The organism is Paraburkholderia sp. IMGN_8, from assembly GCF_038050405.1.
GTDB lineage: Bacteria > Pseudomonadota > Gammaproteobacteria > Burkholderiales > Burkholderiaceae > Paraburkholderia.
This window is the reverse complement of sequence record NZ_CP150900.1, coordinates 2,990,385-3,011,253: the sequence shown is the minus strand read 5'-3', so window position 1 is coordinate 3,011,253 and position 20,869 is coordinate 2,990,385. Positions and strand designations below refer to the sequence as shown.

Annotated in this window: 15 protein-coding genes; 8 read left to right on the top strand and 7 right to left on the bottom strand. The window is 62.6% G+C overall.

Translation table 11 applies throughout. The features are described from left to right. The first annotated feature begins 7 nt into the window (after positions 1-7). From WN982_RS13820 to WN982_RS13810, 3 genes are all read left to right on the top strand, one after another. Positions 8-1,393, top strand: coding sequence for a formimidoylglutamate deiminase (locus WN982_RS13820; RefSeq protein WP_341312548.1), 1,386 nt, complete (start codon positions 8-10; stop codon positions 1,391-1,393). Positions 1,394-1,465: 72 nt separating this feature from the next. Further along, entirely contained in the window at positions 1,466-2,287 is an 822-nt protein-coding gene (gene hutG, locus WN982_RS13815; protein WP_341312547.1) for an N-formylglutamate deformylase, read from the top strand. A 580-nt stretch (positions 2,288-2,867) separates the two neighbouring features. After that, positions 2,868-3,527, top strand: coding sequence for a hypothetical protein (locus WN982_RS13810; protein ID WP_341312546.1), 660 nt, complete (start codon positions 2,868-2,870; stop codon positions 3,525-3,527). 944 nt (positions 3,528-4,471) lie between these two features. On the opposite strand, the gene WN982_RS13805 is transcribed toward WN982_RS13810, so the two are convergent. Further along, on the bottom strand, positions 4,472-5,020 hold the full coding sequence (locus WN982_RS13805; RefSeq protein ID WP_341312545.1) for a hypothetical protein: 549 nt from the start codon (positions 5,018-5,020) through the stop codon (positions 4,472-4,474). 110 nt (positions 5,021-5,130) lie between these two features. Between WN982_RS13805 and WN982_RS13800 the strand changes: the two genes are divergently transcribed. From WN982_RS13800 to WN982_RS13790, 3 genes are all read left to right on the top strand, one after another. Continuing rightward, positions 5,131-6,030: an AraC family transcriptional regulator gene (locus WN982_RS13800; protein ID WP_341312544.1), complete on the top strand. Its 900-nt coding sequence runs from the start codon at positions 5,131-5,133 to the stop codon at positions 6,028-6,030. 56 nt (positions 6,031-6,086) lie between these two features. Then, the gene (locus WN982_RS13795; protein ID WP_341312543.1) at positions 6,087-7,973 is read left to right on the top strand and encodes a DUF3857 and transglutaminase domain-containing protein; all 1,887 of its coding nucleotides are present in this window, start codon (positions 6,087-6,089) and stop codon (positions 7,971-7,973) included. Between the two features lie 982 nt (positions 7,974-8,955). Further along, complete coding sequence (locus WN982_RS13790; RefSeq protein WP_341312542.1) at positions 8,956-9,903, top strand: IS110 family transposase; 948 nt, start codon at positions 8,956-8,958, stop codon at positions 9,901-9,903. Between the two features lie 403 nt (positions 9,904-10,306). Here the strand turns inward: WN982_RS13790 and WN982_RS13785 are convergent, their stop codons facing one another. Both WN982_RS13785 and WN982_RS13780 read right to left on the bottom strand, forming a co-directional pair. Further along, positions 10,307-11,458, bottom strand: coding sequence for a branched-chain amino acid ABC transporter substrate-binding protein (locus WN982_RS13785; protein WP_341312541.1), 1,152 nt, complete (start codon positions 11,456-11,458; stop codon positions 10,307-10,309). 546 nt (positions 11,459-12,004) lie between these two features. Then, complete coding sequence (locus tag WN982_RS13780) at positions 12,005-12,466, bottom strand: hypothetical protein (protein WP_341312540.1); 462 nt, start codon at positions 12,464-12,466, stop codon at positions 12,005-12,007. A 241-nt stretch (positions 12,467-12,707) separates the two neighbouring features. On the opposite strand from WN982_RS13780, the gene WN982_RS13775 reads away from it, so the two are divergent. Further along, a complete protein-coding gene (locus tag WN982_RS13775) occupies positions 12,708-12,989 on the top strand; it encodes a DUF4148 domain-containing protein (RefSeq protein WP_341312539.1) in 282 nt (93 codons plus the stop codon). Positions 12,990-13,536: 547 nt separating this feature from the next. Here the strand turns inward: WN982_RS13775 and pdxY are convergent. From pdxY to glgC, 3 genes are all read right to left on the bottom strand, one after another. Continuing rightward, positions 13,537-14,406: a pyridoxal kinase PdxY gene (pdxY, locus tag WN982_RS13770; protein WP_341312538.1), complete on the bottom strand. Its 870-nt coding sequence runs from the start codon at positions 14,404-14,406 to the stop codon at positions 13,537-13,539. Between the two features lie 279 nt (positions 14,407-14,685). Beyond that, positions 14,686-16,146, bottom strand: a complete 1,461-nt coding sequence (gene glgA / locus WN982_RS13765; RefSeq protein WP_341312537.1) for a glycogen synthase GlgA — start codon at positions 16,144-16,146, stop codon at positions 14,686-14,688. Positions 16,147-16,251: 105 nt separating this feature from the next. Continuing rightward, positions 16,252-17,517 (bottom strand): glucose-1-phosphate adenylyltransferase, encoded by a 1,266-nt coding sequence (gene glgC / locus WN982_RS13760; RefSeq protein ID WP_341312536.1) that lies wholly within the window; start codon positions 17,515-17,517, stop codon positions 16,252-16,254. A gap of 465 nt (positions 17,518-17,982) precedes the next feature. Here glgC and WN982_RS13755 point away from each other — a divergent pair, with 465 nt between their 5' ends. Next, complete coding sequence (locus WN982_RS13755; RefSeq protein WP_341312535.1) at positions 17,983-19,092, top strand: alpha/beta hydrolase; 1,110 nt, start codon at positions 17,983-17,985, stop codon at positions 19,090-19,092. A 71-nt stretch (positions 19,093-19,163) separates the two neighbouring features. Here the strand turns inward: WN982_RS13755 and WN982_RS13750 are convergent, their stop codons facing one another. Beyond that, positions 19,164-20,159, bottom strand: coding sequence for an LLM class flavin-dependent oxidoreductase (locus tag WN982_RS13750; protein ID WP_341312534.1), 996 nt, complete (start codon positions 20,157-20,159; stop codon positions 19,164-19,166). Positions 20,160-20,869: the final 710 nt, after the last annotated feature.

Below are 20,869 nucleotides of genomic sequence, written 5' to 3'. Positions count from 1 at the left end.
CCTGAAGATGACGCAATCGAAGCAATCGCTATTCGCCGACCATGCGTACCTGCCGGATGGCTGGCGCCGCAATGTGCTGCTGGAGTGGGACGCTACTGGCACACTGACCTCGGTCACGGCCGATACGGCCGCTGCGCCTGCGGGCGTGCAAAAAGCAGCGGGTCCCGTACTGCCAGGCATGCCGAATCTGCACTCGCACGCCTTTCAGCGCGCGATGGCCGGCCTCACTGAATATCGCGCGAACGCCACCGACAATTTCTGGAGCTGGCGCGATCTGATGTATCGCTTTGCCGCGCGGATCACGCCGGAAGGGCTCGCGTCGGTCGCGCAGTGGCTTTACATCGAAATGCTGAAGGCGGGCTATACGTCGGTCTGCGAATTCCACTATGTGCATCACACCCCTGACGGCAGCCGCTACGCGAATCAAGCGGAACTGGCGCAGCGTGTGGTGGATGCCGCGTCGGCGAGCGGCATCGGTATGACGATGCTGCCGGTGCTATATCAGTACAGCGGTTTCGGCTCACGTGCGCCGCGCGAAGATCAGCAGCGCTTCATCAATACGCCGGACAGTCTGCTCGATCTGCTCGGCACCTTGCGCGCGGCGCGTCCCGAAAACGCCGCGTTGCGTTACGGCGTGGCGCCACATTCGTTGCGCGCGGTATCGGCGGATTCGTTGCGTGCGCTGCTTGGCGGCATCGATGCAAGGGCGCCGGTTCATATTCATATCGCCGAGCAAACCGCCGAAGTCGACGCGTGTCTGGAAACCGAGGGCGCGCGGCCGGTGCAATGGCTGCTCGATCGTTTCGATGTCGATAGCCGCTGGTGCCTCGTGCATGCCACGCACGTCGATGCGAACGAAACGCTTGCGCTCGCGAAGAGCGGCGCGGTCGCCGGTTTGTGCTTGACCACCGAAGCCAATCTCGGCGACGGCATTTTCCCGGCGCATGAATATCTCGAAGCGCAAGGGCGCATCGGCGTCGGCTCGGACAGCCATATCGGCGTCGATTGGCGCGCCGAGTTGCGTTTGCTCGAATACGGCCAGCGCCTCACGCGCCGTCAACGCAATGTGCTGGCATCGGCGCAAGCCACGCATGTGGCCGACCGTCTGTTCGACGCCGCGCTCGAAGGCGGCGCGCACGCGACAGGCCGCACGGTCGGCGCGTTGCAGGCCGGCCGGCGCGCCGACTGGCTGGTGCTGGACGCGGATCATTCGAGCATCGCCGAGCACGCGCCGCACGCGTGGCTCTCGGGCGTTGTATTCTGCGAGCATGGCGAGACGCCGATTCGCGACGTCTACGCGGGCGGCGACAAGGTCGTCGACAACCGCCGGCATCGCGACGAAGAGGGCGCTTACGCGCGCTATCGTGTGGCGCTCGCGGACTTGCTGAAGTGAGTTGCTAAAGGGACTTGCTTACGTGGGTTGCTTACGTGATTGAGCCTTCGATCCCATTGATTCCGGACTGACATGACTGCTTCGTCGACTTTAACTACTCCGCCGGTTTTCACGTTGCATCGAGGAAGCCTGCCGCTGCTGATTTCGATCCCGCATCTGGGCACGCAAATCCCCGCCGACATCGCCGCGACGATGACGCCCGTCGCGCAGCGTACCGACGACTGCGACTGGCACCTCGACCGTCTGTATGCGTTCGCGAAGCGCATGGGCGCGTCGATCCTGTCGCCTTCGTACGCGCGCTATGTGATCGACCTGAACCGTCCGCCTGATGGCGCGAATCTCTATCCGGGGCAGGACACCACCGGTTTGCTGCCGGTCGATACGTTCGACAAGGAACCGCTGTACCGCGAAGGCCATCTGCCGACCGACGCCGAAGTCGCGCGCCGGCGCGATGCGTACTGGAAGCCGTATCACGACGCACTGGCAGGCGAACTCGTCGCGTTGAAGGCGAAGCACGGCAAGGTGCTGCTGTGGGAAGCCCATTCGATCCGCTCGCACGTGCCGCGCTTTTTCGAAGGACGTCTGCCGGATTTCAACTTCGGCACGTCCAACGGGACGAGTGCGGTGGCGGGACTGGGCGAGGAATTGGCCGCTGTGGTCGAACGGCATGGCGGTTATTCGGCGGTCGCGAACGGGCGCTTCAAGGGCGGCTATATCACGCGCCAGTATGGGCAGCCGGCGCAGGGCGTGCACGCGGTGCAGCTCGAGTTGTCACAGATTACGTATATGGAAGAACAGATGCCGTATGCATACGACGAAACGCTGGCCGCGAAGGTCGAGCCTTTGCTGGAAAAATTGGTGACGACGGCGTTGGACCGGATCGCCTCGGCCTGACTTTCCGCGCCGCTGCGGCGCAACACGCCTGTCTCCTCTCAAGCGGCGCCGACCCTCCGGCGCCGCGTCGGTGTTCACCTCATCTTCCCCACAGTATTTGTGCAGCTAATCCGCGTTTTGCGGGGGATCCGCCTTTGCCGCCGTTGCACGACACAGGTGTAACAGCATGTGTCCGTGATTGCATGCTGCCGGTTTCGCGCAGAGCGTATAGAGCGCTGCAGCATTTGCCGGCGGCCGTCAATGCGACTCGACCGGTCGGAAAGGAAGCCGGCCTGTCCTTAAATCGACGTGGTGGCGCTAGCGAAACAGCATAATGCGTGCCGAAAAATTCCACGGGAAGCTGCACATTGCGTGCGCTGACTTGGAACGCTGGATGTATGGCTGTGTCAATGCAAAACGCACACCTCGCGCTCCGTGAAGCCGGCTGCACGCGGTAGCGTGTAACTTCGGCAAATCGAAAAACTGCCGGGTGAGTGCGCTGCCATTGCACGCCATGCAGTGAAACGGCTACCCTTTCAGAAATATGACGCGTGCGAGCGCGTCATCCGTACATCGGGCAAAAGAGATGGAAGACCCAGCGATGGAAGATTCCGACGAATTGTTGCTCCCGGTCTGGCGAGCGAACCTGGTGCTGCTGACCCGCGAGGTCGGTGCCGCGACCCGTCTCGCGCGCATGATGACCTTCTCCGCCAGCTACCTGAAATTAATGTTGTCCGGCCAGCGCGAATTCAGCGAGGAGTTCGTGCGTGGCATCGAGGCGGTCACTGGTTTGCCGAACGGCTGGATGAACACGCCGCACACGGAGCAGGACATACCGGCCAATGCGCGTGAGGCGATCGACAACGAAATGCCGCTTGCGCGTTTTCGGGGCACTGCGTATCCGGTGCGTAAGAAAACGGTGCTGCGGCCGCCCGAGCCGATTTTCGGCCAGGCCGCGCCGGCCAAACGCGTGGAGGAGGAGACGCTCGATGCCGAAGCGCATCGGCGCCAGGCGCATTTCCGCAAGGTCCGGGATCTGGCGGTGCAGGACGTACGGCGGTTTGAGCGGCATTTGAGCCATGCACCGGTGGAGTTGGCCGCTATGCGGTCGAAAGTGGAGGATGTGATTGCTGCCGCCGATCTGGATGATCCGATTCAGGCCGATCTTGCCGGGCGGCTCGAGCAGATTGAGAAGCATCGGCATTTGTTGTTGCGGCATGTTGAGAAGTTGCAGGCCTTGCTGGGGCAAATTGGAGAATAAGGGTTTGGTTTCGCGGAGCGAGTGGTTGGGGTTTTGCCTTTGGCGGCGGCATTCTTCTGTGTGCCTACGGCGGTGGCCTTTCCTTGATTTGATATTGGTTTATTAGCGTTCCCCCTGTGCGGGGGGGCACCTACTTTTCTTTGCCGGCCGCAAAGAAAAGTAGGCAAAAGAAAGCGGCTTCACCCCGCTAATTCTTAAGCGGGTCCCCTGGCTTGGAGGAGGCAGTGGAGCATCTGGAATCGGTGTTCTCGCACATTCCGCGCTGGTGACAAGGCAGTCATACTTCCGGCGGCGCTGCGCGCGCCGTGGCGGTACTTCATCAAACCGCCCGGCGGTTTGGGCGCCCGCGCCTGGTTCGGCGCGGTGGCTCGCCCTCGCGTCCCCTACGCCTCGCGAAGGCAACAGCGTCTCACTCGGAGTGGTGGCCCACACCCGCACACTCGGGTGCCTCGCCGAGGCGAAGCCGATGCCCCCGCTACTTGCAAATGAAGCCACTGGTTTCCCTCGCAGGCCGTTCCGGCGAGCACGCAGTGCGAGGCGGGAAGGATGATGCCGAAGGCGCACACGCCCCATCGGTGTTGGGAAGTACCGCCACGGCGCGCGCAGCGCCGCCGGAAGTATGACTGCCTTGTCACCAGCGCGGAGTGTGCGAGAACACTGATTCCAGATGCTCCACTACCTCCTCCAAGCCAGGGGACCCGCTTAAGAATTAGCGGGGTGAAGCCGCTTTCTTTGCTTACTTTCTTTGCGGCGGCAAAGAAAGTAAGTGCCTGCCCCGCACAGGGGCGACGCTAATAGACCACTAAGAAAACAAGGAAAGGCCAACGCCGCAGGCGAACAGCCAATGCCGCCTCGCAAGGCAAACAAATCAAGGAAAGGCCAACGCCATAGGCACCCAGAACAATGCCGCCGCCAAAGGCAAAAAAACCAAGAAAAGCCCATCTTCAGGCACGTCTGCGCCGAGCATGAAACTCAGCTTCAAGCCTCCAGGTCACGCCGTCCTGCGCGAGCGCAACACCAGTCCAGCGAAAAGCATCCCTCGTGATATCAGTGAAATTCCAACGAATCGGCGTGCCATCGGCATGCGTGCCAATCTGCACGAGCGCATCGCCGACGCGTCGGCCGATCAGTTCATCACGTTGTCCAGTCCGTGGATTGATATAGGTGACCCGCCACGCACGCAGCGCTGCGTCCCAGACGCGCAACGTGGTGCCGTACATGTCGTCAGTGACGGCGAGCCCCGCGTGCCGCTCGCCGCGTGGCGGCATGATCCACACGTCCTGCACAGCGCGGCCCTCCAGCACCCAGCCGAAATAAATCTCGCCGCGTCGGCGCTCTGCGCCGAGGTCGACGCGGTAGTGCACCACGTCCATGTCCCAACTGCCGATCAGCCAGCCGTAGACGTCATCGGCGGCGTCGATGTCGGCGGCGCGCGCGGGCGCGCTTAATGCGTCCTGGAAGCCGCGCTCCAGATCGTTGTCCAGCATGTTCATCGTGTGTCCTCCTTCAGGCGTTTAGCGAGGCGGCGGCGTGTCGCAAGCGGCAAAACCGCGCCGGCCGCCGATGTGCTAAAACCAGAATACGGACTCAGCCGAGGTGCATCTTGGGGAAAATTGCCGTCACTTTGCAGCAGGCGCTCGCGCAACGCGCACGGGAAGGCTCGCGCGGCAGCATGGCCGCGCGCCCGTTGGCGCAGGGCGCGGGCTGGGACGTCGCGGACATTCTTTGCACCTTCGGACCACGCGACCAGCCGTTCGAGGAGCGGCACGGCGGCGTGTGCATCGCGATGGTGGTCGCCGGCTCGTTCGGCTACCGGGCTGCGGCAGGGCGCGAACTGCTGACCCCGGGGGCGCTGCTGCTAGGCAACAACGGCGACTGCTTCGAGTGCGGCCATCGGCACGGGGCCGGCGATCGCTGTATCGCGTTTCGCTATGCGCCGGCTTACTTCGAGCAGCTCGCCGCCGACGCAGGCATCGCAAGCGGCAATCTGAACTTCAGGCGCGCGCGGATGCCGGCGCTTCGTTCGCTGTCGCCGTTGATCGCGCGAGCCTGCGCGGGGGCTTCCGATGTGGGCGAACCGGTGTGGGATGAGCTTGCCGTCGAACTGGCCGTCGCGACCCTGGATGCGGCCGGGGCATTGACGCGCGCAGGGCAGCCGGCCAGCGCCGCGGCATGGTCGCGCGTCGCGCAGACCGTGCGTCTGATCGACGCCGCGCCCGCCGCGCCGCATACGCTCGCGAGCCTTGCGGCGGCGGCGGGTTTGAGTGAGTTCTACTTCCTGCGGACCTTCCGGCGGGTGACCGGCGTGACGCCGCATCAATACATTCTGCGGGCGCGTTTGCGAGCGGCAGCGCTGCGTCTTCATGACGACGGCGCGAAGATCGTCGACGTTGCGCTGGATTGCGGCTTTAACGATCTATCGAATTTCAATCACACGTTTCGCGCGGAGTTTGCTTCGAGTCCGCGAGCATGGCGCGCGCGGGGCAGGGCGCGCCGCACATGACGCGGTGCTTCGCGTTCGTAAAGCTAGCCGCCGCGTCGGGGCAGGGCGCGCCGCACATGACGAGGTGCTTCGCGTTCACGAGGCTAGCCGCCGCGTTGATGCTGGGCGGGTGCGTCGCTATCGCGCATGCAGGTGAGCCCGCCGCCAGCGACGATCTCGCACCGTCGACGATGGAGCGCGACGTCCATCTCTTCGTGATCCAGAAAGACGGCTCGGTGGAAGAACACGACGACACGATTTTGCGTGCCAACACGACGAGTGGCGTCGACGATATCGCGCAACGCTACGTGTGGTTCAACAAGGACATCGAGCAGGTGCAATTGCTGGTTGCGGAAACGATCGACCCGAACGGCGTGGCGCACCAGGTCGGCCCGGAGGCGATCCGCGACGTGCAGGAACCGCGCTCGGCCGGCGCACCGAATTTCCAGGACGGCGTATTGCGCACGGTGATTTTTCCGGGCGTCGAGCCCGGTTCACGCGTGCATCTGGCGTTTCGCAAGACGCGCACGAAGCCTTTGCAGGCCGGCACCTTCGCGTACCTGGTCGAACCGACGCGCGAGCCGGTCGAGATGCAGCGTCTGATCTTCGACTTACCCGCCGACGTGCCGTTTTATACCGACGCGCGCGGCTACCTCGCGCTGCCGCCGGTCACGGAGAACGGCCGTACCCGCTACGAATTCGATTACCGGCACGGCCCGTATGCGCCGCTCGAAGCGGGCGCGGTCGGCTATGCGAACTGGGGAGACCGCCTGATGATATCGACGGTGCCCGACTTCGCGAGTTTTGCCGCGCGTTATCGCGGACCGGCCGTCGACGCGACGATGAACGACCCGGCGATCGTGCGCCTCGCACAGAGTCTGACTGCGCAGGCTACGGATCCGCGCGCGAAGGCGCAGGTGCTGTACGACTGGATGCGGTTGAACATTCGCTACGTAGCGTTGTTTCTCGGCGAGACGGCGGCGATCCCGCACAAGGCGATCGACATTCTGCGCAATCGTTACGGCGACTGCAAGGATCACGTCGCGTTGTACGGCGCGTTGCTGGCCGCGGTGGGCATTCGCAGCGAGGCCGTGCTGCTCAATCTCGGGCCGTACTACAGTTTGCCGGACGTGCCGGGATATGGCGGGAGCGCGATCAATCATGCAATCGTCTGGATTCCTGAGTTGTTCTTGTATGCCGACACGACGGCGGGCGGCGTTAGTTTCGGTTATTTGCCGGCGAGCGTGATGGACCGGCCCGCGCTGCTGGTCGACGAGGGAATGCTGTCGCGCACGCCGGCCACACAGTTGCGCGAGCGGACTGCGCGATTGCAGATCGATGTCGATGAGAGCGGGGCGGCTAATTACGCATATCGCGTGGAAGATGTAGGGTCGACGGCGGAGCTCGAGCGCAATATGTTTCGTAGGGCAACGCGGCAGCGGACCCAGTTGATTGCCGCGAGCAGGTTATTGCAGACGGGGCTGCATGGGACTGCGCAATTGCGCACGGGCGATGTGGCCGCTATGGATGGGCCTTTTTCTACTTCGATGCAAGGGCGTGTGGAGCATTTTGTCTGGGAGGATGGGACGACGGCTGTGCCGGCTTTGACGAGCTTGTCTGGCGGCATGGGGAGTCAGGTGCAAGCGTGGCTTGCGGAGCCTTTAAGGACGCAGCCATGGACTTGTATTGGAGGGGAGTTTGATGAGACTTTGGAGTTGGCATTGCCGAGGTTTGTTCAAGTGATCGATGTGCCGCCTGATGCGGTGGTGAAAGATCGGGTTTTTGATTTTTCTTCTCACTATGTGTTTGATCCTGCGGAGCGGGTATTGCAGGTTAGGCGGCACCTTCGGGCCGGGTTTGGGCATCAGATGTGTTCTCCTACTGAGTTTCTCGACGTGAAGTCGGATCTGGTTCGGGTTCAAAGGGATTTGGATTCTGAGGTTGTGGTTAAGGTTTTGAAATAAGGTTTTTTTTGCGCGTGGCGCTTGGTTGGGGTGTTTGCCTGCGGCGTTGGCCTTTCCTTGATTTCTTAGTGGTTTATTAGCGTCGCCCCTGTGCGGGGCGGGCACTTACTTTCTTTGCCGCCGCAAAGAAAGTAAGCAAAGAAAGCGGCTTCACACCGCTAACGCTTAAGCGGGTCTCCTGGCTTGGAGGAGGTAGTGGAGCATCTGGAATCAGTGTTCTCGCACATTCGGCGCTGGTGACAAGGCAGTCATACTTCCGGCGACGCTGCGCGCGCCGCAGCGGTACTTCTCAACACCGATGGGGCGTAAGCGCTTCCTGCGTCATTCTTCCCGCCTCGCACTGCGTGCTCGCCGGAATGGTCTGCACGGGAAACCAGTGGGTTCGTTTGTGCGCGGTGGGAGCCATCGGCTGCGCCTCGGCGAGGCGCCGAAGTGTGGGGTGCGAACCATTATTCCGAATGAGACGCCAGCGCCTCGGCAAGAGATTGGGAACGCGAGGGCGAGTCATCGCGCCGAACCAGCCGCGAGTTACGTCAGCGTAGCCAAGCCCTTACGCTTGAACAACCGCAGGCACGCCGCTAGCGCAGCGAAGACAAGCCGTTACACCTGGATATCCACAGGTACGAAAATGGCCGATGGTTTTGTGAAGTACCGCCGCGGCGCGCGCAGCGCCGCCGGAGGTATGACGGCCTTGTCACCAGCGCGGAGTGCGCGAAGACACAGATTCCAGATGCTCCACTACCTCCTCCAAGCCAGGGGACCCGCTTAAGTGTCAGCGGTTTGAGCCGCTTTCTTTTGCCTACTTGTATATTCCCTCCTGTGGCGCCGATCCGATCAGTTGTCGCCACATGGACAGTCAGCTCGTCTGCCTAAAGTGCTTCGAGCCCGCAGAAAAGCCTGAGCGACTGTCCTTTTCATCCTCTTAACCCGAACAGTTGACTGAGCCCCGAGCTCGTATTTTCCTGCAAGTATGGGTACCGTGATGAACCAGCCTTCTTCTTCCGTTTATATCGGCATCGACGTCAGCGGCAGCACCCTCGATGTCGCCATCCACGACACCACCGAACATTTCAGTGTCGACAATGAAACCGTCGCCATCGACCAGCTGGTCCAGCGCCTTGGCGCGCTCAATCCCACACTGATCGTCATGGAGGCCACCGGCAAGCTCGAGCTCGCCGTACTCAGGGCGCTCTGTCAGGCCGGACTGCCCGCTGTCGCGGTCAATCCCCGACAGGTGCGCGACTTCGCCAGGGCCACCGGCACGCGCGCCAAGACCGATCGCATCGACGCGTTTGTCATTGCTCAATTCGCCGCTGCCATCAAGCCCGTCGTGCGCCCCCTGAACGATGTACAGACCGAGCAGTTGCAGGCCCTGCTGCTGCGCCGGGCCCAGCTCATGGACATGCTGGTCGCCGAGAAAGCACGCCTGGAGCGCGCCCATGCCGCAGCCCGCGGGAGCCTGAACGATCACATCAAGTGGCTCAAACAGCAGCTCAGGCTCGCGGATCATGACATCGATTCGTTCCTGCGTTCTTCACCTGCCTGGCGCCAGAAGGAAGACCTGCTGCGCTCCGTGCCCGGCATCGGCCCCGGCGCTGCCGCGACGCTGATCGCCTTCATGCCCCAGCTCGGCTCGCTGAACCGCCGCGAGATCGCCGCACTCACCGGCGTCGCACCTTTCAATTGCGACAGCGGCAAGCATGTCGGCAAGCGTCGCATCCAGGGCGGCCGCGCCATCGTGCGGCGCGCGCTGTACATGGCCTGCGTGCCTGCGCTGCGCTTTAACCCCACCATCAGGGCGTTCTATGACCGTCTGCGCAACGCCGGCAAGCCGTTCAAGGTTGCCATGACGGCCTGCATCCGCAAACTCATCGTCACGCTCAACGCCATGGTCCACAACTCGACACCCTGGAGACCATCGGCTGACTGACTTCCGGCAGGGTTGCGTCCGGCTGTTGCGCTTTTAACGCAAGCATTCACGCCGCCCATGCCCACCTTCTGCAGGTTGCTCAATCGTGCGGGTCGCGAGGATTACGCGCGCCCACAAAATGCTCTCCACGACCGACAATTCGCACCTTGAGGGACAGCTCGCCGCTTGACTTCCAATACGGTTGCTTTTCTTTGCGGCCGGCAAAGAAAAGTAGGTGCCCCCCGCACAGGGGGCACGTTAATAAACCAATAAGAAAGCAAGGAAAGGCCAACGTCGTAGGCGTACAACCTAAAGCGCCGAGTAGGCAAACAGCACAGGGGGAACGCTAAAAAACCGATAGGAAATCAAGGAAAGGCCAACGCCGCAGGCACACAGACATAAGCGCCGCGCAGGCAAAAAAACCTTAACTCCCACTCTTAGTAACAACCGGCACCCAAACCGCCCCCTTAACCTGATATAGCGTAGAAGCCCCACTCTTCAACGCCCCGGTATTATCAAAAGAAATCTTCCCAGTGACACCGTCAAAATCAATCCCCTTCAGCACAGGCCGATAAACAGCCGGCGAACTGGACTTAGCCTGCTGCATGGCGCGAATAGCCGCCCATGCCCCGTCATACCCAAATGGCGCGTACGACAGGATATCCACCCCGAATCTCTTCTTGAACTTGGCAGAAAAATCCTTGCCGCCAGGCAACTGAGCCAACGGCCTGCCATACTCCCATGCCATCACGCCTTCAGACGAATCGCCGGCCAGTTTGATGAACTCGGGATCCACCACGCCGCCGCCGCCCACCAGCTGAGCGGTCATCCCCAATTGCTTCATCTTCTTGGCAAACCCGGCAGCCTGCGTATCCAGCCCGCCGAAGAAAATCAGATCCGCATTAGTCGACTTGATCTTGGTGAGCTGGGTGCTGAAATCAACAGCATGATTATCGGTGTACTCCCGCGTCACGATGTTGCCGCCGTGCGCCTTCACCGCTTTCTCGAACTCGTCGGCCTCGCCTTGGCCGAAGGCGGTCCGGTCGTCGATGATCGCAATCCGTTTGGCTTTGGTCACCTCGACGGCATAAATCCCCGCATTGCCGGCGTTCTGCGCATCGGTGGAAATCACCATGAAGGTGTTCGCAAAACCTCGCCCGGTAATGATCGGGTTGGTCGCGGCCGGGTCGATCACCGGAATGCCGGCCTGTTCGTATATCTGCGACGCAGGAATCGTCGTGCCCGAATTGAAGTGGCCCACTATCGCCGATACGCTCTGGTCAACCAGCTTCTGCGCCGCCTGAACGCCAATGCGCGGGTCGGCCTGGTCGTCCTCGGAGACGAGCTGGAATTGTGCGACCTTGTCGCCGATCTTGATCTTCTGGGCGTTGGCTTCTTCGATCGCAAGCCGTACGCCGTTTTCCAGATCCTTGCCGTAGCCGGCGTTGGCTCCCGTCATCGGCGCAGCAAAGCCGATCTTGACCGGCAGGTCGTCGGCGAAACTGGCCAGCGGCCCCATCGCGAAGACGGCGCCAACGATCAGTGCAAGCGGTTTCAGCGGGTTGCGAAGACTCATGGTCTCTCCTTCCATCGTCAGTTTCAGGTTGGGAAAGCAGCAAGGCAGTAACGCTGGATCGACGCGCGCGAGCCGTCTCCTGTTCGCATCCCGCGCATCGTCGGACTACGGATGATCCGTCTTCGTAAACAACGCTGGATTACGCGGAGTGGCAAGCACGCGCCCGTCAATCTGGCGCGAATATAAAAAGCCAATTTGCAGCCGTCTTGGCAATTCGCGGCGCTTTGAATGAGCATTTCGGCATAGACGGCGAAGCGCTTGGGCTGGCGGCCTGTCAGACCGGGCGCGTAGATGCGGATTGCGGCACATGCTTAAGAAAATCGGCTGCAAAACGCGGTGCCAGGAAGAGGTGCCAGGAAGAGGTGCCAGGAAGAAGTGCGAGAAAGCGGTGCAGGGAAAGCGCTGGAGAGAAGGCGGTGTAGAGAAAGCGAAGTAGAGAACCCAGCTCAGGAAACCGGCGCGAGTGCGCCGACTTTACTGCAGTAGCGCATCCGCAGCCGCCGGGCCGCGAATGCGCCGGAAAATCAGCGGGTTAAAGCCAAGCCCTTAGTGCTCGCCTTGCTGGCGCAGCAACTCTTCACGTAGACGCAAGAGCGGCGCCTTGGTGTCTTCATCGGCCCAGGTGTCGAGGTCGTCGATGGCGCGCTGGCAGCCGTCGAGCACCAGGTCGAGATCGACCGGTACGCCGTTGTTGAGCGCAAACTCGATGGTCTCGGCAAACTGCTGGCATTCGTCCTCGCCGTACGAGATGTCGAGGTTGTCGGCGATTACTTCAGCGATGTTGCTGCGCGCCTTGTCGTCGGGCGTCACCATGTCGATGATGCCGCGCGCCACCGCCGGCGAATAGTAGAGCGCGATGTCGAGCCACTGGGCCGGATCGAAGTCGGCTTCGTCGAACTGGCTCTCGAAGTACTCGATCGCTTCCTGCTCGTGGGCTTCGTCAGCGTCGACGCTGATGCACAACTGCTCAAAATATTCTTCCCGCTCGCTGCGGATATAACCGTCCATCGATGCCTCGTCTGCTGAATGCCGGATGCTGAAAAAATGCCGCGTGGACGGGCGGCTGCTTTGTCCACGCGGCAGGCATTATAGGACGGCCGGATGACAATCGCCGCCCGCACGCCCAGCCGCGCTCGCCGCGGATTGCTCACACAGTGCGGAACAGTGCCTTCCGCGCGCGGGGGATTTTCTTACGCGCGGCTGTCGCTAGACTTTGTTTGACCGTTTTGGTCGAGTCAATCGGAGAAACATGATGAAGGTTGTTTGGGTGTCGCTGTGTGTCGGTTTGCTGGGTGTCACGGCTGTTGGCGCATCGTCGGCGCAGGCGGCGGGACTGACGCGGGCGGAAGTGCTAGCCGAACTGGCCGACTATAAGACGGTCGGCTACGAGTTCAGCGATGCGGGATACCCGGAGGAGGCCGTTGAAGCAACGCGCAAGGTTGTCGCACTGCGCGCACAACGGGCGGCGGCTGCCACAGCCAGCTCCGCCGAAGTTGCCAATCAGCCGGGCGTGGGTTCGACCAGCAACTGACGTCAACTGCATCGACGAGTTGTGAGCCGCTCCCAAGTTGCCAAGGTATCCAAACTGGCGGGCGGTTTTCTGAAGTACCGCTCCGGCGCGCGCAGCGCGAACCACTGGGTTCCAGCCACGAGCGGGCCTCAAACCCAGAGGACGGTTTCGTGAAGTACCGCCACGGCGCGCATAGCGCCGCCGGAAGTATGACTGCCTTGTCACAAGCGCGGAGTGCGCGAGGACACTGATTCCAGATGCTCCACTACACCCTCCAAGCCAGGGGACCCGCTTAAGAATTAGCGGTGTGAAGCGGGGCGCTTTCTTTGCCTACTTTCTTTGCGGCGGCAAAGAAAGTAGGTGCCGCCCCGCACAGGGGCAACACTAATAAACCAATAAGAAAACAAGGAAAGGCCAACGCCTTAGGCAAAAAGCCAGGTGCCCCGGCAGCATGCAGTGCATACCGCGCCACCGACGCGCACCACAACGGCGCGTCCTGAACCACGCTATGACGAGATCGCCAGATGCCGCGCTCTCTCGCTTGATTCAGGCCGTTTCCAGGCCGCTTCTACGCCGTCTCAGCGGCCACCCACGCATCGAACCATTCGCGCGGCTGCGCGATTTCGTTCTGCGCGGCAACCAGTTCGAGCTCGTAGCGTCCCGCCTGCCAGGTCGCCTTGACCACTGCATTCACAGCGGCCAGCGTGTGCTCGAACGCCGCGCGAATCGAATCGCCGAGCAGCGTGCGCGCGACGAACACCGCGCTCGTCAGATCGCCGACGCCGACCGGCTGCCGCGCGAACGGATAGAGCGGACGCTGACCCATCCAGGCCTCGCGCTCGGTGACGACGAGCATGTTGAACCGGTCGGCGGGGCTGTTGCGGTCGAGCAAGTGCTTGACCAGCATGAGCTTGGGCCCGCGGGCGATGACCTCGCGGCAGGCGGTGACGGCTTCTTCGAACGTCTCGATTTCGCGGCCCACCAGCCGCTGCAACTCGAAGTGGTTTGGCGCCATCGCGTCGGCCATCTCCGGCATCGTGCGCACGAGGAATTCCTGAATGCCCGGCGCGACTTTCCAGCCGCTCGCCGCGCCCATCACCGGATCGCAGAAGTACCACGCACGCGGATTGGCGGCCTTCACGGCCTTGACGATCTCCAGCACCGATTGCGCTTGCTCCGGCGTGCCCAGATAGCCGGACAGCACGGCGTCGCAGCGCGGCAGCATGCCGATCGCGCCGATCCCTTCGACGAGCTCCTCCATCTGCGATGCGTCGATCGCGCTGCCGCTCCAATGGCCGTATTGCGTGTGATTCGAGAGCTGCACGGTATTGAGCGGCCAGACGTTGACGCCGAGCCGGCGCATCGGGAACGCCGCCGCGCTGTTGCCGGCGTGCCCAAACACGACATGCGACTGGATGCTCAGAACGTTTTTCGTCATGGTGTCGGCTCGCGCAAGCCGTGATGCGCGATGGCTGAGAACGGGGAGGATGCGCCGCAGTAGCGAACCGGTTTTGGCCGGGCGCCCGTTGCAGCATGGTTGCTTCAGACTATGCAAGAAAAATGCGCGGTCTGCATAGTCAGGAAACAATACATGAGTTTGCCATGAGTTTGCCGCGCCTGAGTTGATCCGTCCCCGTGTTGTTGCGTCGAACCATCAAACGTATCGGCAGCGGGACGGTTGGGCGAAGCGCGGGCGGGGGCGGTGCGCCAAACGGCTTTAAGCGAGTTCCCGATACAGCGCGAGATACTGCTCGGCCGATGCGCCCCAGCCGAAGTCCTGGTGCATCGCGCGCCGCTGCGTCGCTTTCCATTCGGTGCGCCGCTCATAGAGCGCAAACGCACGGCGGATCGCTGCGGAAAGGCCCTGTGGTTCGAAGCGTTCGAACACGAAGCCGGTAGCGAGATCGTCGGCGAGATTTTCAAGCGACGCGTCGACCACCGTATCGGCCAGGCCGCCGACGCAATGCACGAGCGGCAGCGAGCCATAAGCCAGCGCATAGAGCTGCGTCAGCCCGCACGGCTCGAAGCGCGACGGCACCGCGATCACGTCGCTGCCCGCGACGATCGTATGCGCGAGCTTTTCATCGAAGCCCAGTTCGACCGCGACGGCTTCCGGATGGGCGTGCGCGACGCGTTTCAAGCCGTTTTCGAGCGCCGGGTCGCCGGTGCCGAACACCGCCAGCTGGCCGCCGCGCTTGACGATTTCGGGTAGCGCGGCGAGCAGCAGGTCGAGGCCTTTCTGCTCGGTCAGCCGGCTCACCACGCCGAATAGCAGCGCATCGCTTTTCGGTGCGAGGCCGAAGCGCTTTTGCAGCGCTTCCTTGCACGCCTGTTTGCCGGCCAAACGCGTAGCCGTGTAGTGATCCACCAGCAGTTGGTCGGTGGCGGGGTTCCAGACGGTGTAGTCGACGCCGTTCAGGATGCCGCTCAAGTCGTGCGAACGATGGCGCAGCAACGCGTCGAGTCCGCCGCCCTGGGCGAGCGTCTGGATTTCGCGCGCGTAGGTCGGGCTGACGGTGGTGATGCGGTCGCTGTAGTAGAGGCCCGCTTTCAGGAACGACAACTGCCCATAGAACTCGATGCCGTGCATGCTGAAGAAGTCGTCCGGCAGGCCCAGCTGGCCGAACTGATGGGCCGGAAAAATGCCCTGATACGCGAGGTTGTGCACCGTGAAAATACTGGGCGCGAAGGAGCGGCCGTGCTGGCGTTCGGCCGCCTTCAGATAGGCGGGCGCGAGCCCTGCGTGCCAGTCGTGCGCGTGGACGATCTGCGGCGACCACGCCGGATCGAGTTGCTGCGCCAGTTGCGCGGCGACCCAGCCGAGCAGGGCGAAGCGCTGCGCGTTGTCGCCGTAGGGCACGTGTTCGTCGTTCAGATAGGGGTTGCCGGGCCTGTCGTATAGCGTGTCGGCGCGGATCATGTAGACCGTCAGGCCGTTCGACGGCAGCGTGCCCTGTTCGAGCGTGACCGCGGGCGCATCGAAGCGGCGGCCCAGTTGCGCCACCGTGCGCAAGTCGGTCAGACCGGCGGCGACCGCGGGGAAGCCGGGCAGCAGCACCCGCACATCGGCGCCGCGCTCGATCAGCGCGGGCGGCAGCGCGCCCGCGACGTCGGCGAGACCGCCCGTTTTCAGTAGGGGATACAGCTCGCTTGCGACGTGCAGGGCGCGGATCGTCATAGGCTCTGTCTCATTCCTGTTAGTGCGAGATTTCGTTCAGCCGCGACGCGGGCGGCGCTTCATTCGGCGCTTTCTTCGCCAACGCATTCGCCAACGACCCGGGGATCAACTGATCTTCTGCCTGAGCGCCTCGGGCGTGACCAGCACGACGCCGTCGTCGGTACGGTAGAAGCGTTCGGCATCGCTCACCGGATCCTCGCCGATCACCGTGCCGTCCGGAATCGTGCAACCGCGGTCGATCACGACCTTCTGCAGCCGGCAACTCGCTCCGACCGTGACTTGCGGCAACAAGACTGCCTCATTGATGTTACAGAACGAATTCACTTTCACATTCGACGAGAGCACCGAGCGCGAAATCTGCGAACCGGAGATCACGCAGCCGCCGCACACGATCAGATTGTTGCCGGTCCCTTGCAGGCCTTTCATGTCGCGTACGAATTTGGCCGGCGGCAATTGCTCCTGATACGTCCAGATGGGCCAGTTGCGGTCGTACAGGTCGAGCGTCGGGATCGTCGAGGCGAGGTCGAGGTTGGCCGCCCAATAGGCGTCGATCGTGCCGACGTCGCGCCAGTACGGCTCCACACTCGGGTCCGACGACACGCACGACATGCTGAACGGGTGCGCGATCGCCATCCCTTGCGTGACCACGCGCGGCAGGATGTCCTTGCCGAAGTCGTGATCGGTGTCGACGGTGGAGATGTTTTCTTCGAGCAGCGTGTACAGATAGTCGGCGTTGAACACGTAGATGCCCATGCTGGCGAGCGCCTTATCCGGGTGGCCGGGCATCGCGGGCGGATCGGCCGGCTTTTCGACGAAGCCGGTTACGCGGCGGTTTTCATCCACCGCCATCACGCCGAAGGCCACCGCGTCCATGCGTGGCACCTCGATACAGCCGACCGTGCAATCCGCGCCGCTTTCTTCGTGATCGGCGATCATCCGCGTGTAATCCATTTTGTAGATATGATCGCCCGCCAGTACCACGACGTATTTCGGCCTGATCGAGCGGATGATGTCGAGGTTCTGGAACACCGCGTCCGCGGTGCCGCGATACCAGTGCGCGCCTTCCACGCGTTGCTGCGCGGGCCACAGATCGATGAATTCACTGAATTCGCCGCGCAGGAACCCCCAGCCGCGCTGCAAGTGGCGCAGCAGAGAGTGCGCCTTGTATTGCGTGACTACCGCGATGCGGCGGATGCCGGAGTTCAGGCAATTGGACAGCGCGAAGTCGATGATCCGGTATTTGCCGCCGAAGTGCACCGCCGGTTTGACGCGCTTGTTGGTGAGCGGCCCGAGCCGCGTGCCCCGTCCGCCCGCGAGGACGATGGCGAGGGTGGTGCGTTGCAGATCGTTCAGGCGTGCCGGACTTTCCATGTCTGTCTCCTTGGTTTGTATCCCCCGGATGGCCATGCTGGACTTGTTCTAGCCGGTGGTTCTGGCCGCTGGTTTTTAGCCGTTGTGCTGGTTTTAGTTCGCTTTCCTGCCTGCTTCTGGATCGTGCTGCCTGACGGCTTCGTATTTGCGGCTCCGTCTGCTAGTTCTAGCACCGATTTGGCGCGGGCGCGTAGTCTGAATTGTGCGGATGCCGCTCGCGTTCCCACCTTGCGCACGATCGCCGCTTGCACGCCACGCATCCGTGCGCCACGACACATTGAGCGCGCGATGGCCCGGCGCAATATGTGTGCCAAACCGGCCGACGCCGCCATGAGCATGCGCGCGCGGCAGCGGAGTCCGGCGGCGCGTCGTAGAATCGCCGGTTCGTGAACGGGGCTTGAGCGCGACTGCCGGCGCGCGGCCTGCGCGTTTTCCTTTGCTTTCTCTTTGCAAGAAATCCTGTCGATGAGTTTTCGCCGCTATTCTTTGTTCGCCTTGCTGAGCGCCTGCGCGCTTGCCGCCGCGCCGGCCGCTTTCGCGGCTGCACCGGTCGGTTCGACCGCAACGCCGGCCAGCGCCGCCAGTCCGGCCGTAGCCGGCGGCGCCACTGGCGCCGCCGACAACGGCGGTCCCGCTTTCGGCCCCGAGTTGCAGGGCTTCAACTATCCGGCGCCGGTCGAGCAGTACGACTTCACCTCGCAAGGCGTGGCGCTGCATATGGCGTACATGGACATCGAGCCGGAGCACGCCAACGGCCGCACGGCGGTGTTGCTGCACGGCAAGAACTTCTGCGCGGCGACCTGGGAAACGACGATCCAGCGCCTGAGCGACGCCGGCTACCGCGTGATCGCACCCGACCAGATCGGTTTCTGCAAATCGAGCAAGCCTGAGCACTATCAGTACAGTTTTCAGCAGTTGGCGCGCAATACGCACGCGCTGCTCGAATCGCTCGGCGTGACCGACGCAACCGTGATCGGCCATTCGACCGGCGGCATGCTCGCGATCCGCTATGCGCTGATGTATCCGCACGAGACGCAGCAACTTGTGCTCGTCAACCCGATCGGGCTCGAGGATTGGAAAGCGAAGGGCGTGCCGTCGCTATCGATCGGCCAATGGTATGAGCGCGAGCTGAAGACTACCGCGGACGGCATCCGCCGCTACGAGCAGTCGACCTACTACGCAGGCCAGTGGCGCGCGGACTATGAACCGTGGGTACAGATGCTGGCAGGGATGTACCGTGGCCCCGGCAAACAGATCGTCGCGTGGAATTCCGCGCTGCTGTACGACATGATTTACACGCAGCCGGTGGTGTACGAACTGGGCCAGTTGCCGATGCCGACACTGCTGCTGATTGGTCAGAAGGACACCACGGCTATCGGCAAGGATGTAGCGCCGCCCGAGGTGCGCGCGAAGATCGGCCATTACCCGGAACTGGGCAAGGCCGCGGCGAAGGCGATTCCGCATGCGACGCTCGTCGAATTCGCGGCGCTGGGACACGCGCCGCAGATGCAAGACCCGCAGGCGTTTCATAAGGCGCTGCTCGACGGCCTGGCGGCGGTGCCGGCGAACCGCTGAGCCCGGACTCGAGTCTGGACTCGAACTCAGGCGATCAACGAGAAGAAGGGCGGCCAGAGCCGCCCTTTTTGTTACCTGCTGCCGATCAATTCCTCGCGCACTTGCGCGGCGATTTCGAACGATCGCAGGCGGGCTGCATGATCGTAGATTTGCGCGGTCAGCATCAACTCGTCCGCGCCGGTTTGTTCGATCACCGACAGCAGGCCTTCGCGCACCGCATCGCGATCGCCGAGCACCGTGCAGGCGAGCGAATGCGCGACGCTGTTCAACTCCATTTCCGCTGCTTCGAGCCGGTCGACGGGCGGCTGCAACTGGCCGGGCGTACCGCGGCGCAGGTTGATGAACTGCTGTTGCAGCGACGTGAAGAGACGCTGCGCATCGGCGGTGGTATCGGCGGCGAACAGATTGACGCCGACCATGGCGTAGGGTTTATCGAGTGTCGCCGACGGCCGGAATTGCGCGCGATAGAGCCGCAGCGCGGTGAGCATGTGATCGGGCGCGAAGTGCGACGCGAACGCGAATGGCAGACCGAGCGCCGCGGCGAGTTGCGCGCTGTAGAGCGATGAGCCGAGCAGCCACAGCGGCACATGCAGACCGGCGCCTGGCACGGCGCGAATGCGTTGGCCCGGCACGGGGTCGGCGAAATAGCGTTGCAGCTCGACGACGTCGTCGGGGAACGACTCCGCGCTATTTTGCAGATCGCGGCGCAGCGCGCGGGCGGTGGTCTGATCGGTCCCGGGCGCGCGGCCGAGGCCCAGGTCGATGCGATCCGGATAGAGCGAGGCGAGGGTACCGAATTGCTCTGCGATGACTAGCGGAGCGTGGTTGGGCAGCATGATGCCGCCGGAGCCGACGCGGATTTTCCGGGTGCCGCCGGCGACGTAGCCGATCACCACTGAGGTGGCGGCACTGGCGATGCCGGTCATGTTGTGGTGTTCCGCTAGCCAGTAGCGGTGGTAGTTCCAATTTTCCGCATGCTGCGCCAGGTCTAGTGTGTTTTTGAATGCTTCAGCTGGGGTGGCACCTGCGGTGACTGGCGATAGGTCTAGGACCGAGAAAGGGATCATGTTCTGTTCAATTGCTATTTTTTGCGCTTTCGCGCGATGGGGCATTGTGGCAAAGGTTTTGGTTTCTTGCTGATCGCCTGGTGATGTCCACGTTCGTGGAACGGGTTTATTTGCGCGTAATGGCTGGCTGGTTTTTTTTGCCTGCGCGGCGCTATTGGTTGTGTGCCTGCGGCGTTGGCCTTTCCTTGATTTCTTAGTGGTCTATTAGCGTCGCCCCTGTGCGGGGCAGGCACTTACTTTCTTTGCCGCCGCAAAGAAAGTAAGCAAAGAAAGCGGCTTCACCCCGCTAATTCTTAAGCGGGTCCCCTGGCTTGGAGGAGGTAGTGGAGCATCTGGAATCTGTGCCCTCGCACACTCCGCGCTGGTGACAAGGCAGTCATACTTCCGGCGGCGCTGCGCGCGCCGTAGCGGTACTTCACAAAACCGTCGGGCGCTTTTCGCGCCTGCTGTGGTTCGTGTGTAACGGCTTGCCTTTGCGGTGCTAGCGTCACTCGCGACTGCATCCCTTTGCTCCGCTGCCGTAACTTGCAGCCGCATTCCGTTCGGCAAAGCGGCCCGCACTTCCACCATTCAGCACCTCGCCGAGGCAAAGCCGATGGCCCCCAATCACGCACAAACGAAGCCCCTGGTTTCCCTGGCAGACCGTTCCCGCGAGCACGCAGTGCGAGGCGGGAAGAATGATGCCGGAGGCGCCTATCTGCGATCGGTGT